We start from the raw sequence: 13,810 nt of genomic DNA on the forward strand, positions 1-13,810 counted from the left end.
CTGACCACGTAAAAGCAATAAACAAAAGGAAGTCAACCATGAATAAGTTAATCCTCGCTTTACTAACCGTTACTACTATTGCCTCTGCTGCCGTTCCTGCTAATGCCGATAATGCTAATATCCAAAATAATACTACCACTATTAAAGTGAAAGGGCAAAATAACACTGTCGGAACACAAAATACACAAACTATAGAGAATAGGACTGGAGAAAGAACAGGACCAAGTAATGGAAATTCCCAAACCAAGGATATTTATATAGATGTGATAGGTAAAGGTCACACGATTACTAGTAATGGTGAGCAAGGTATAATCAACAATGGTCGAACCCCAAGAAGAAATCGACGCTAAAACAAAATTGAGAATTTCAAGAAATTTAATCCTCAAATATCCGTAGGGTAAAGTTTACATAACACAATTATTGACTTTATCCCTACTTTTTCCCTCCAAATACCATAGGAATAAATTGCCCATGAAATCCTATAAGCTTCAACTTCTGCTAACTATATTGTGGTTAATTTTCCCTATGGTAGTCGAAGCAGGTGAAATAAATATCCAATCAGGAAAAGTCCAAATTAACAGAGACAATCAGGGAAACACTACCATAGATACTGGCAAGATCAAGGTAAATTCTAGCCCTAATATATTTCGTAGTCGTAGAAATGTAGGTTCTGTAATTAGACATAAACAGGTCAATACATTAAAACGGAATTGTGGTAAATCTACTAATAGAGTTGTCAGCCAACAAATCATAAATGCTAGAGGTTCAAATCAGCGAACAACTCAAACAAATTTCCTCTCCGTTTCTTGTCGTTAGTTGTACTCCAGGAGAATAAAAATGCAGTATAATCTTTTATCTTTCGGTTGTATATCCGCTCTATTGGGTTTGACATTAACACCCATGTTTACGGAATCTGCTTCTGCTCAGTGTGTAATGTCTCATGTTGGTGTTCAACTAAATATTTCTCAAAGTCAGGCAAAACAAGGTTCTAATGTTCAAATGAAAAATACCGGACCATGTACCGGGAATACAACTTCTTCCACCGCAACCCAAGTGAATATTGGTGGTCGGGGAAAAGTTGAACAGCAACAAAATGTACGTCATGAAATGCGAGGTGGTAAAGGCAATGGTACTGGTGTGAATGGGCCAATTATTAAAAGTAATGTTATTGTACCAGTCGATATCATAACACCTAAGAATTTTAATCCCTAGAAATTAGGAATTTTTTGTTTTTTGTGATTTTTATTTAAGAGGTTGTTTGAAAAGTTCGTAATTATGATGTTAGACACTTATTGCTCTCCCAGCCTCCTTAAAAATGGGGCTAAATTTTTCAAGGTCTCCCTTAATAAGGGCGATTTATGGAGATATAAGATTTGTTGATACATCATGAGAGACTTTTAAAACATCCTCTCATCATCAATTTGGTTTTAGGCAATAGAAAAAATATGAAAACAATGAAGATTAACCCAATAGTCAGCACATTTTTTTATTGTGGGATTTTAACTCTTAGTATGTCTATTACATCTCCCAGGTTAGTTTTTGCAAATTATCATCAAACAAAAGATACCAAACAAGAAAGCATCATTAATTTAACTCTCAATGATCTCAAAGAAAACAACTTTCTCAAAATAAGTGCTGCTAATGGCTTTGTAGGAAATATTAAGCTCAATGGCAGAAATATTAAAAAGATAGTAGCTAACAACACTCAGATTCCTCTTGCAAATATCTTAAAGAAAGGTAAAAATATTCTAGAAATTGCTGGTGTTTACAAATCTACCGGATTTCCTTTTCAAGTAGAGTTACTAGGACCAAATATACAGCTTTCTCAATCGAGTGGAGGCAGTAGAAATATTAAACAAATCTTGGTTATTTATGTAGATGAAAACAATATCATTCTTGATGATGAGAATCAATGATTCATGGTTAAATATTTAGAAGTTTTGAGCTAAAAGTTTTGAAGGATAATATCTGTAGTTTGTCATTTTTTGTCAATATCAGGGGTAAAATGATGTTCATGAAAAATTTTTATTTATTGACTTGTAGTATTTGTTATCTATTAATATCAGAATTGCTGGTTAATAAACCTGTCTTATCTCAGTCTTCCCAACAAAGTAATAATAGTAATTCTCAAGTAACAGGGGAGTATAATAATATTTTTCAGACTCCCAATCAAAATAGTAATGTTAATGAATTTAACTTTCCCAATATATATCCCCTGAATCATTCCATTGATACTCCAGTGAATACCGAAAACGATTTTGGATTCAACATTTCTGCTGGTGTGAATACTCTTGATGCTAACAATGTTACTGTGTATATAGGATTCATTTTTCAGCCTGGTAGAACTAATTCACATAAAATCAGAATGCAAAAAATTATCAAAGAAACAGAATTATTGGAAATACAAAAAAATCTGGCTCAAGGGCAACTTCAGTTAGTTCAAAGCCAAATTTATGAAGCAGAATTAAAGTTAAAACAACTACAAAATACCCCATCTGAAAATAAATAATTGAGGGTATTTCACTGCGGGGGAGTTTTCTCAACACATTCAGGCGATCGCCTATAGTAATCAAAGCACATTTTAGAGATCAGGGAGAGTTTTATGCGTAAAAATTTTGCAGAACTTTTTCGTCAAGAAGTCCGTAAACGTCAGCAGCGAAAGAAAAAACAAATAGCCCTAATAATCGGAGTTAGTTTACTAACTCTGTTCTTAATTATATGGTTTATCTACTTATGGTTGCAAGGAAAAATAATCCTCAGAACAGCCCATTTAACTACTAGCATGATTCCGAACTTAATAACAACCGTCATATTAATTTTGGCAGTTGTCATTATTTGTCGTACCATTAAACATCCGTCATTCAGAAAGTATTGTCAATCATTACAACTTGACAAGTTTAGTTACTGGAAAAATCTAAAACATAAAAAGTTAACGGGTATTTCAGTATTAATAGTTTTGATTCACTATACTAATCCCTATGGATGGGGTAATTTAGTCAGTTATCTAATACACAGACCCAAACTTCCTCAAGTAAAGACAGCCTTGCTCCAGAAGAATTATACAACAATTCATCCACTTATTGCTAATATGCCATCTAGTGCGGAAAAAAACATCCAATCAGTGGCTAAGTATATTGTTGAAAATGAGCCAGATTCCTATTTAAGAATTAAAGCTGTACATGACTTTGTGATTAATTGGCTTACTTATGATGAAGAAGCTTGGAATAAAGGCATAAGACATCCCCAAGACCCACAAACAGTTTTTGACACTCGCAAAGCAGTTTGCGAAGGATATGCACGTCTTTTCGAGGCATTAGCCAGACAAATTGATGCCAATGTTGTTTACATTGAAGGAAGAGTTCGTCTAGATCTGATCCAAGATTCAATTCCTTCTTGGAAAAAACTGATTAAGCCTAAAGATAGTTTGACAGGTCACGCTTGGAATGCAGTTGAGATTGGAGGGAATTGGCAATTTGTTGATACAACCTGGGATGATGATGCTACTTCATATAGATCAGATTATCTGATGCGGTCCCCCAAATTAATGATCGAAAGCCATTTTCCTGATCAAATAAATTTGCCGCTTTTACATTTTTTAAATTGGCAGCTTTTACCTTTTTCTGAACAGAAAAATAGAGATAGCTTTGAAAAACAGGCTCTCGACCGTTCTATAAAATTTACCCAAAATTACCAAACTCCAGACAGATATGGACACCGATAACTTTAGTGTTTATTTCCTGTTTTATCCCAATATCAAGTTAACACTTGAGAAAACAAATTTCTCAAACTCCCTAATGAGAAAACCTCAGCCATTGATGTTTTTTATTTATGGTTACTAACTCAAAATCTGAAGTGTAGCTTCATCAAATACTAACCCTCGACGGGCAAAATATTTATGAATGCACCACAAGATTTTTATCATTAATATCTGTAACTTATAATATCGGAAACTGCTGGAAAGCGATCACTAAATCAATTCATAACAATTCTATCCAGTTGTAGCGACGCTGAAAACAATTACCAGTAGTATGGCGATTGCACTTACTTGTTTATGTTTTCCGACCCCCGGACAAATTCCTTGCAGCCGAGGGTAACAGAGAGAATCTAATTAAGCATGACGTTGACTGACTAAAACCTGATAAGAATATTCAAAATCATCATTAGTAATCCTGATATCAGCCGGATTTGTCTGTCCTTGCGATCGAAAACGGCGAATAGCTTCTACAGCAGCCTGATTGGATAGCAATACTAAATCTGCACCATTCCAACCTTCCGTGACTTCAGACCAATAGGTTAAATTTACATCTAACAATGGTCGTCCCTGAGTATAGACTTGCAAAATATCTAAACGACTGGCTAAATCAGGTAAATCTACCTTTAGTTGTAAATCCAACCTTCCTGCCCGTAATAAAGCAGAATCAAGAGCATCAGGACGGTTTGTTGCCCCAATTACCAGAATACTTGCACCGACCTCTACACCATCCAACTCAGTAAGTAATTGCCCCACTACCCGGTTACTCACGCCAGAATCACCGCTGTAAGTTCCCCGTGCTGGGGCTAAAGTATCAATTTCATCAATGAATATGACACAGGGTTCTGCTTGTCGAGCCTTAGCAAATAATTCCCGCACTGCTTGTTCACTCGCACCTACCCAACGGGTCAGTAATTCCGGTCCATTGACACCAATAAAATTAGCCCTGGCCTGGGAAGCCACAGCCTTTGCTAATAAAGTTTTGCCAGTTCCCGGAGGACCCCATAGCAAAATCCCCTTGGGAGCAATAGCCTTAGTTTGTAGGTAAAGTTCTGGATAAAGTAGCGCCCCTTCTACAGATTCTCGCAGGGTTTGCTTAATATTCTCTAAACCACCAATATCATCCCAAGCAACTTGGGGAACTTCAACTTCCACACTGCGAAGTACAGCCGGTTTGATTTCCTTTAGTCCCTGTAAAAAATCAGTTTGAGTAACCGTCATGTTTTCTGGAGCTTGCACTTCTATAGAAGGAACTTGACGACGGAGGGCGGTGTAAGCAGCCTTTTGACAGACAGCTTTCAAATCAGCCCCCACAAATCCTACGGCCCGTTCAGCGATAAAATCGAGGTCAACCGTGTCATCCAAGGGCATGGAGCGGGTGAGAATTTGCAGAATTTCTTTGCGTCCGTTGATGTCGGGAATGCGAAACTGGACTTCCCGGTCAAATCGTCCCGGTCGTCGCAAGGCTGGGTCAAGGTGGTCAGGGCGGTTGGTAGCTGCGAGGACAATTACCCCTGGACTATGGGAAAAACCATCCATTAAGCCTAATAATTGGGCAACCAGACGCTTTTCAACTTCCCCTTCTACTGCACTGCGGTCTGGGGCGAGGCTATCAATTTCATCAATAAAAATAATACAGGGAGCATTTTTGGCGGCTTTTTCAAAAATACCGCGCAATCTTTGCTCCGCTTCACCGTAATATTTACTGATGACTTCGGGTCCGACAATAGCAATGTAGTTAACGCCCAGTTCCTCAGCTAAAGCCCGGGCTGTGAGGGTTTTACCGGTGCCCGGAGGACCAACTAATAATACGCCGTGGGTGGGTTCTAGTCCCAATTTTGCCAGTAGGTCAGGGCGTTTTAAGGGAATAGCAACCAGTTCTTTGAGTTCTTTGAGAATTTCGCTCAGTCCACCGATATCTTTAAGAGCAATACCTGAAGTAGGATCGGGAGGAACAACTGGATCTGAGGGACCTGCACCAGAAGCCGGGGGGGATTGAGTGTTCATCCGACTTGTACCCACGTCATTACCCATATTATTGCTACGAGGAATATTTCCTGTTCGGGGAATGTTGCTTAAAGGTCGGGAATTAAACTGGACATTGGTTTTGATTTCTCCGTTTTCTGCTTTTTCTTCTAAGGTTTTTACCAGTTCTAGTAACTGTTCAAATCCTTTGAATAAATCACTCATAACAGTCCTCCAAAAATTGATGCTAAACAGTTCATCTACTTAAAATAAAAGATTGGCAGCACCTTGAACTCTGGCAAGCGGTTCCACCGATCTGGGTAACTTAGGTAAGCGAATAATTGTTTGTTCGGGAAACAAACTACTATCAGTTGCCAGTTCTTGGCTGTAGCGATTTTGCACTACATAACGTTGTTGAATTTTCATTGTTTTCAACGTTTCTGTTAAGCGGATATGTTCAGCAATGATCGCTGCTTCTGCCTGAATTACACCCACAAATTGGGTATGACGTGGATCTTTTAATTTCTTTTGAGCTTGGACAACTTGTTGGCGCAGATGTCGCAACCGTCCCATAAAATCAACTCGACCTAAAACATTTTGATATTTCATCCACAGCTTAAATATCCAAGATAACCAATCCCCTAAGGCAGTTGGCATTTGTAAAAATTGCAGGAGATGACCTGTTGGTGCTGTATCTAAAATAATCAAATCTTGCTCGTTACTGTCTAATAAATCGAGGATGGTAATTAGGGATAACATCTCATCTATACCAGGTAAAGCTTGAGACATAATCTGTCGCCAAGCTTCTGGAAGATAAGCAATATTTACTGTTGTTTCAGTTTCTGTTCCTTCCCCACTAATCATATCCGCTAATTCCCAAAGGTAATCAGCACGGAATTGATCTAATATTTGGGCGGCATCAATTTCTTGTCCGCTTAGGTTAGGAGTTAATAATACAGGTTCATGTCCTAATTTTTGACCAAAAGCATCTCCTAATGAATGAGCAGGATCTATAGAAATCATGCGAATTTTTTTCTCAGGATAACGACTAGCTAAAGCCCAGCCCATTGCGGCAGAAACTGTGGTTTTGCCAACTCCTCCTTTACCACCAACAATAATTAGTTGACATCCTTCAGCTATAAAGTCACTAAAGCTGGGGGGAATTTTGCTTGGCCATTGGATTAGTGGCGGAGTTGCAAGTTCAACGCTATCAATTTTCTGCATTTGAGATGCGAGATTATCTAATGCAACTCCACCTAATGGTTGGATTTTCTGTTGAGGGACGATAAAAACGGGTTTATTTTGGGAAATTGTTAAGAATTTATTGATAAATTTTTGCTGTTCCGCATAGCGGTCTGGCTCTATATCTAAATCTGTCAAGATTCGATTAATTACTATTCCCGCATAGGGAACATCTAGAGTTTTTAAATTTCCTAAGAATCGCTCTGTTTCCGCAAAACACATTGGTTCAGAAACTGCGGCAACTAAACAACCTGTAAATGTATCATCTTGTAGTAGTCGTCTACTTTCTGATAATTGCAGTTTGAGATCGGCTAAAAAGTCATCTACTTCATCCCTTGTATAACCTCCTGTGAAAGTTTGTGTGATCACCTGATGTTTTTTCTGAAATAGTTCTAAAGAGTTTAAAATAACATCCAGAAAATCTTTCAGTCGTAACAAGTTTAATGTATGACCAGAAGGAGCCATATCAACTACTATCCGATCTACTTTTTTTTCAGCCAGTAAATATTGAATTTCTAGTAACCCCATTAATTCGTTTAAACCAGGCCAGTTTAAATCCCAAACAGGGGCTAAGTCTTCTCCGTCAGCTAAACTACCTCGCTCCACCAATAGTTCTAAAAATTGACTATATTTGGCTTTAAATTCTAACAACAGTTTTTGAGCGTCTAATGCCTGAACACTCAAATTAGGTAAATCTGTTAATGGTGAGGCATAATCTTTCACTTCTGAAAGTAATATATCACCTAAAGAATGTGCGGGATCTGTAGAAAGCAACAAAATTCTTTCTTCAGGGAATTGTCTTGCCCAATAACGAGCAAAACTACAAGAAATTGTAGTTTTACCAACTCCACCTTTACCGCTAAACATGACTAAATGAAGTGAGTCGTATTGATTCATAAAATGCTAAAAAAGTAAATAAAAGTTGGCAGAAATAATTAAATGAAGTGATAAGGAGGAATACCTTCTCCTAAAAATAGATCCCAACGAGGGCAAGTTTGCTGCCAAGTTAAAAATTGTTCTAAAAGTAAACTTTTATCCTGGTAATTGACTAAAAGGTAAATTCGTACTTCTTCTTCTTGTTCTTGAATAATAACGGGAATCTGATTGATTTTACTGATAAAATTAATCAAGATTTCTTTTTCCGATGCTTGGGCAAGAATAAAGTTTTTTTGCTTTTGATAGTGTTGCTTCTTAGCTAAAAAGTAATGTCTACCTGATTCTAAAACTGGCGATTCTTCTGCGATCATGCGAGGGATTAATTTTAGAATAAATTCGGTTTTACAATTGATTTTTTCTAGCTTATTTAGATATTCTTGCCCATAAGATTCTAGATGAGTTAGCAGGTTGTCTGTATTAGCAAAATAAGTTCCAAAACGTAATGGTAAAACTGTAATCTGCCGAAAAATATCACAAATAACTCGATCATGATCTATAGCCATCTGGACAATTTTTTCATCATTATCTTGAAATGAATCTAAAGATATTCCAGGCTCGACAATAGCTGAAAGTCCATTTCCATCAATTTGAATTACTGAAGTAGTAGAACCTTCTGGTAAATGCAAGGAAAAGCTAGGGGTTTTTAAAAAAGCATAAGTGTAAAGGTTTTCTAATTCCATATGTTTCACCTGTATAAAACTATTTTACGGTGGGAGTTAATAAGATTTGTCTTCATGCAAATACCAGATAAATTTAGTTATAAATTATTCAGTATTTACAATAGTAACTTATTGGTTATAATACTAGAAAATATTCAGGTTTTATCATGAAAAGCTTTCGTCATCGTAGTATTATTAGAGCTAAAATCAGCACGATGCCACGACATATATCTGAGGCATCTAGTCAATTAGAACTTTATAAGATGGTAGCTGAGAAACAACGTATTAGCAAAGAATTATCTTCTATTAAAGAACGAATGACTACGCTTCAAAAACGGTTAGATTCTCTCAATAATGATATAGATAACACAGAGAAAAAGATTCATAAATTGCGTCAACCTCACTCCAGCACAGCTCCAAATATGGTGCGTTCAAAGAATGTTGTTGAATCCAATAACTACCAGACTTTTGAGATTGAATATTAAAATATAGAATCTTGATGAATTTGGTAGAAATGAACACATTAAATCAAAATTATTACCCGCAAAAGCGGGTTTTTTATTATCACCTTAGACGCTATTTAAGTATTGCAATAAGTCTGTTGACGTTAAAAATTATTATTCCTGCGGTACTAGGGTAATAAGACGAGATCCTTGTCTCTATCAATTTCTGTTGTCAATTGAGGTTGTATAACAAAGTCTTCCTCTTGTTCTAATTCTAGTTGCAAGCGTGCTTCTTCTTCTGCCAATTTTAATTCTAAGAGGGCTTCCTCTTCCAAGGCTTGAATTTTCAAAAGAAGCTCCTCTTCTTGAATCTCGAAGTCCTCTTCAGAAATTTCGCCAATATCGAAAGAAAGCTGTAAGTTTAATAATTGTTTATGCAAATTTTCTTGAGCATCAAATTCAGTATTTGTACGCTCTTGGATCTGCTCACCAATCCAGACCAGTCCATTAAGTGGACCCATGATTGGCAATAGTAAAAGTTTCGTCAGCATAATAAAAACTCCTATGAAGCAAGCTGGGCAAATGTGTAGGGTGCGGTAAAATTGTTGTAGCGAATACGTAGGCGATCGCCAAATTTTCTATCAATAGCTTCGACTCGTTCGCTAAATACAGATTCTGTTTCCCAAGGAATTAAAAAAGCCGCATTGTAAATCATTTCTTCCGTCATCGGATCACTTTCTACAATCTCCTTAGCTAAAGGATGTAAGTTATTAAAGAACTCTTGAATGACCGTCTGTTTGCGAGCAGCTAAATTACTTTCAATTAATTGTCCGATTTGAATTATTTCTTCCATATTCAAATTTTTGCCTTCCATGTTGTCGCGCTGCTGCTTCAAATCATGATTAGACTCCATCATGGCTTGCAATTCTGATTTGCTATCCCAAAGAATCTTAATGCTTACCTCTCTTTGTCCTGCCAGCTTTTGAAATAACTCATTTAATTGCTCTTTGTATGGTTCAATTAGTTGTTTTTGGATTGTCTCCCAATCTTTGACAACTAATCCAAACCGTAGAGGTAAAAGAACATGAAACCCTTCGTGCATTGCTTGTTCTAAAACTTTTTCATGAGTTAACAAATTACGACGGGAAGCCAAATATTTTTCTTGACAAGCATCTGAATATAAAAAACTAAAGCCATCAACTACCTGATTATGAACAGGTTGTTTATCCAATCCTTGAAGCTCAATATTTTCAGGAATTGGATCTGGAAAAATGCCGTACAAATAAAGACCAGTATTCATAAGCTGCAAAAAAATCAAACCTAAATTTACGACTGATAACGGGGAATTAAATTGGTTTTGATGTCAAAACTAACCTTAATTTGGCGTGAATAAGATCCAGTTGAGCCACACCTATATCTATTTCACCATCTACAACTATTCCGGTATTTAAAAGCCGATCTAATAACTCTAGGATCGAAGGGCGACTACCAGTTTCTCCTGGATAATAAGAACCAGAAGCTGGTAAAAGAGTACCAAACTCTCCTAAATTTATATTCAAATCTGCTGGATCAATGTCAAATATCTGGCACAAATTTAAAATTTGTTCCTCTAACTTTTGCAAACTTTCTGCGGTTCGTTCTAAGTCAGATTCACTGAGTAAATCCTCTTCCATGCGCCGAATTATTTGAGCTTCCATCAATTGGCGTATCAATTCCAATACAGTCAATAATAAGGGTGCTAAACCCGTTTCATTATTAGATTTCTTTTTAGGAGAGGTGTTTAGAAATTCGCTAGAGTTTTCAACTGGAGTGACGCTGAGGAAATCGTTGGAGCTTTCAACTGGAGTGTAGACCATTTTTATGATGCCACATAAAGGTTTAAATTTCTTTGATGTAATTTAATCATTAAAATCGCCAGAGTTCCAGTGTTTATCAATTGGATATGGATAACTCCTAAATTTCAATTAATTAGACATCAAGTTGAGAATCTATCGGCAATGGAATACTTTCTTCATGGGTTTGATCAGGATTATCTTCAGTATTCTCTACTAACGGAATTTGCTCTTTTACTTTGGCTGCTGTTAGTAAATTTAGCTGTGATTCTAAGCTCTCTAGGCGATTCTGAAGTTGCTGATTTTCTTCAACTAAACGTTGAGCTTTGCTACTGAGATAAGGGTCTGTTTCCCACCAATTGATACCCATTTCTTTGGCTTTATCCACGGAAGCAATTAACAAGCGAATCCGAATGTGTATAAGTTCTGTGGAGGCAATAGAGATAGAAATATCGCCAGCAATGACAATTCCTTTATCTAAAACCCTTTCGAGAATGTCCGCTAAAGTCGAACCCTGGGTAGATGTGTTAATAGCTCGACTTGAGTTGCTTTGAGGACGTGTTGGCAGTATTGGCGTAGAAGTCACGAATGATTCAACTCTTGAATAGTATAAACACAATGAATTTTGTAAACTAATTATTAATGCTCCGAAGAATATGGAGCATTAATAATTAGTTAAGAACTTTGGTTGAAGGCTTTTGAAATCCCTTGAATTCGTTATTTTTTTGCTGACTTACGTAATCAGAAGCTTCTTTTTCTAAGGGGATATCATTTCCTAAATCTGTATTAGCGAGCGTATCCATTGTTGGTAAGCTACCCAATTCGGCATCATTTAACATCTCGATTTCTTTGGTGGAAAATTGAGAAATGACATCCAGGAAAATATCTGTAGACTCACTGACAGATAGATGGGTACGGTTAGACAAAATCTCCATAGCAATTTCCTGAAAAAAGGAATTTTCTGCTGTTGCTACAATGTTGTTGTCTGCACAGACTTTAGCAATCATTAAACAAGACCGTAATCCAGAGGTTTTTTCCGCACCTGTAGCTATCCGAAATGATTTAACTAACCGGACTATTAAGTAAGCATATTCTTTTTGTATGTTTGTTTTCTGAATTAATATCTCTGTTTGAGTTATCTCATCTGGTTCTGGCATATTAATAGTTACCAGTCTATCCATCAAAGCATCTTGTGTAGAGTGAACTCCACAATACTCTTCGGGATTAGATGTAAAAATAGCCCGAAATTGAGGACTAACACTCAGGTATTCTGGCTGATTACTGCTAGGGGGAAGACTAAGAATTTTTTCTTCTAATGCTGATAGCAAGACGTTATTAACTTCAGGTCGTGAACGGTTAAATTCGTCATAGACTAAAGTGAAGCCTTCACGACAAGCGAGAGTTAATCGAGAATCAACCCAATTTTGTTTGAATTCGTCTTCAACTTTAACAACACTATGGATATAGTTATCTAGTAATTTTTTGTGAGTGTAACCGGATTCACTACCAATCAAATCCGAACTTTTAAATTCGTCATCTCCAAATAGTAACATGACTGGTCTGTCTAGACAGTGAGCCAAGTGCAGTGCTAAGGTTGTTTTCCCTGTGCCGGCTGGTCCACGTAAGTGAATGGGGAATCCTGATTTGAGATAAAGTAATGCCCGAATTGCGACTTGCTCGATAGCAGGTGTGACTACAAACTGCCCTGGACGGACACGAAGAACTGCTCTTTTATGATTAGTTTTAGTCATAGTTATGAGATGAAGATGGTCAGTAAATTAAGATTGTCAGAAAAAAGGAATATTATGAGAATAATGTGAAATTTCTCAATTGATGTGCTATTATCGTTCCATTAGTTAAGCGCATGAAGTAAGAACTCCAGTTTAATAAACGTAGTAAATTTAACGCTAAATTGAATTTATACGTTACTGTCGCTACGGTTTAAATATGGACTGCCGACTCTTCAGGCCTAAACTCATTGTTGAATTTTATTATTCGCCCCCTTGTTTTACCAGCTTTGCACCTGGAATGTCAGGGGGCATTACTATTTAGACCTATTCTCTAACAGATAAACTCTGTGTATTGAGAGATTAACGGCTGGAAATACCAAAAATACTTACAAACAAATCCTGACGGAATGCTTGCAGTTCTTTTGCTTGTTTTTGAGCTTTAGAAATGCGTTCTTGGGCAGTTTCTGCTAAAAATTCTTGGCTGGTTTGCTCAAGTTGCTTACGGAACGCTTGTAGTTCTTCTGCCTGTTTTTGAGCTTTAGAAATGCGTTCTTGGGCAGTTTCTGCTAAAAATTCTTGGCTGGTTTGCTCAAGTTGCTTACGGAACGCTTGTAGTTCTTCTGCTTGTTTTTGAGCTTGAGCAATGCGTTCTTGGGCAGTTGCTACTAAAAATTCTTGGCTGGTTTGCTCAAGTTGCTTACGGAACGCTTGTAGTTCTTCTGCTTGTTTTTGAGCTTGAGCAATGCGTTCTTGAGCAGCTTGTGCTAAAAATTCTTGGCTAGTTTGCTCAACTTGCTTACGGAACGCTTGTAGTTCTTCTGCTTGCTGTTTAGCTTGGGCGTTTCTTTTCGCTGTTGTAGCAGACAAGAATTGATTAGTATCTTGAAATAGTTGAGCTACTGCTTCAACTATTGACTGACGTTCTTGGCGAATTTTTGGTATTAAAGCGGTCATAAATTTCTCCAGAAAATGATAAACTGGCATTAACTAGATTCACTGAATTTTTTAATCCACTGAATCTAGTTTCAGAGGTTTCCGCTTTTTTGTTATATCCTTTGAGAAACCTTAATTTCAAAATGCTCTTCTTTCATCACTATTTAGATAAATCAACAGATTTTCAAGGTTTGACAGCCTAGTAAAATGAAGGTTTCACCTGATTTTGATAGAAGAGGGATATACAGATAATAAAAAAAAGCAGGTTGAATATCAGGATTAAATTAAAGATTCATTAATCCTGATATTAGGAATTTAC

Annotated in this window: 16 protein-coding genes; 7 read left to right on the forward strand and 9 right to left on the reverse strand. The window is 36.9% G+C overall.

From position 1 onward, the window contains the following. From CA730_RS15715 to CA730_RS15740, 6 genes are all read left to right on the forward strand, one after another. Positions 1–350: hypothetical protein (locus tag CA730_RS15715; protein WP_231939855.1), on the forward strand; the 350-nt coding region annotated here is incomplete at its 5' end. A 121-nt stretch (positions 351–471) separates the two neighbouring features. After that, a complete protein-coding gene (locus CA730_RS15720; protein ID WP_157749996.1) occupies positions 472–816 on the forward strand; it encodes a hypothetical protein in 345 nt (114 codons plus the stop codon). 21 nt (positions 817–837) lie between these two features. Beyond that, a complete protein-coding gene (locus tag CA730_RS15725) occupies positions 838–1,212 on the forward strand; it encodes a hypothetical protein (RefSeq protein ID WP_096668676.1) in 375 nt (124 codons plus the stop codon). Positions 1,213–1,445: 233 nt separating this feature from the next. Further along, positions 1,446–1,916, forward strand: coding sequence for a hypothetical protein (locus CA730_RS15730; protein WP_096668677.1), 471 nt, complete (start codon positions 1,446–1,448; stop codon positions 1,914–1,916). Positions 1,917–2,014: 98 nt separating this feature from the next. Continuing rightward, on the forward strand, positions 2,015–2,509 hold the full coding sequence (locus CA730_RS15735; protein WP_231939856.1) for a hypothetical protein: 495 nt from the start codon (positions 2,015–2,017) through the stop codon (positions 2,507–2,509). Between the two features lie 93 nt (positions 2,510–2,602). Further along, entirely contained in the window at positions 2,603–3,721 is a 1,119-nt protein-coding gene (locus CA730_RS15740) for a transglutaminase domain-containing protein (protein WP_096668681.1), read from the forward strand. Between the two features lie 387 nt (positions 3,722–4,108). Here CA730_RS15740 and CA730_RS15745 read toward each other — a convergent pair whose 3' ends face one another. The 3 genes from CA730_RS15745 to CA730_RS15755 are packed head-to-tail and all read right to left on the reverse strand — an operon-like array spanning position 4,109 to position 8,574. Beyond that, positions 4,109–5,941 (reverse strand): AAA family ATPase, encoded by a 1,833-nt coding sequence (locus tag CA730_RS15745; RefSeq protein WP_096668683.1) that lies wholly within the window; start codon positions 5,939–5,941, stop codon positions 4,109–4,111. A 39-nt stretch (positions 5,942–5,980) separates the two neighbouring features. Continuing rightward, the gene (locus CA730_RS15750; RefSeq protein ID WP_172891202.1) at positions 5,981–7,855 is read right to left on the reverse strand and encodes an ArsA family ATPase; all 1,875 of its coding nucleotides are present in this window, start codon (positions 7,853–7,855) and stop codon (positions 5,981–5,983) included. A 38-nt stretch (positions 7,856–7,893) separates the two neighbouring features. Continuing rightward, positions 7,894–8,574 carry a GvpL/GvpF family gas vesicle protein gene (locus CA730_RS15755; protein ID WP_096668687.1) on the reverse strand — a complete coding sequence of 227 codons (681 nt, stop codon included), beginning with the start codon at positions 8,572–8,574 and terminating at the stop codon, positions 7,894–7,896. A gap of 146 nt (positions 8,575–8,720) precedes the next feature. Between CA730_RS15755 and CA730_RS15760 the strand changes: the two genes are divergently transcribed. Further along, positions 8,721–9,038, forward strand: coding sequence for a gas vesicle protein (locus CA730_RS15760; protein WP_096668689.1), 318 nt, complete (start codon positions 8,721–8,723; stop codon positions 9,036–9,038). A gap of 146 nt (positions 9,039–9,184) precedes the next feature. Here the strand turns inward: CA730_RS15760 and CA730_RS15765 are convergent, their stop codons facing one another. From CA730_RS15765 to gvpC, 6 genes are all read right to left on the reverse strand, one after another. Next, positions 9,185–9,547 carry a gas vesicle protein GvpG gene (locus CA730_RS15765; protein ID WP_096668691.1) on the reverse strand — a complete coding sequence of 121 codons (363 nt, stop codon included), beginning with the start codon at positions 9,545–9,547 and terminating at the stop codon, positions 9,185–9,187. Positions 9,548–9,558: 11 nt separating this feature from the next. Further along, positions 9,559–10,296 (reverse strand): gas vesicle protein GvpF, encoded by a 738-nt coding sequence (gvpF, locus tag CA730_RS15770; RefSeq protein WP_096668693.1) that lies wholly within the window; start codon positions 10,294–10,296, stop codon positions 9,559–9,561. A gap of 46 nt (positions 10,297–10,342) precedes the next feature. Beyond that, positions 10,343–10,852, reverse strand: a complete 510-nt coding sequence (locus CA730_RS15775) for a gas vesicle protein K (RefSeq protein ID WP_096668695.1) — start codon at positions 10,850–10,852, stop codon at positions 10,343–10,345. Between the two features lie 112 nt (positions 10,853–10,964). Next, a complete protein-coding gene (gene gvpJ, locus CA730_RS15780) occupies positions 10,965–11,414 on the reverse strand; it encodes a gas vesicle protein (protein ID WP_096668697.1) in 450 nt (149 codons plus the stop codon). An 85-nt stretch (positions 11,415–11,499) separates the two neighbouring features. Beyond that, positions 11,500–12,579 (reverse strand): gas vesicle protein GvpN, encoded by a 1,080-nt coding sequence (gene gvpN / locus CA730_RS15785; protein ID WP_231939857.1) that lies wholly within the window; start codon positions 12,577–12,579, stop codon positions 11,500–11,502. Positions 12,580–12,918: 339 nt separating this feature from the next. Continuing rightward, positions 12,919–13,512: a gas vesicle protein GvpC gene (gene gvpC, locus CA730_RS15790; protein WP_096668701.1), complete on the reverse strand. Its 594-nt coding sequence runs from the start codon at positions 13,510–13,512 to the stop codon at positions 12,919–12,921. Positions 13,513–13,810: the final 298 nt, after the last annotated feature.

This window comes from Dolichospermum compactum NIES-806, assembly GCF_002368115.1.
GTDB classification, from domain to species: Bacteria; Cyanobacteriota; Cyanobacteriia; order Cyanobacteriales; family Nostocaceae; genus Dolichospermum; species Dolichospermum compactum.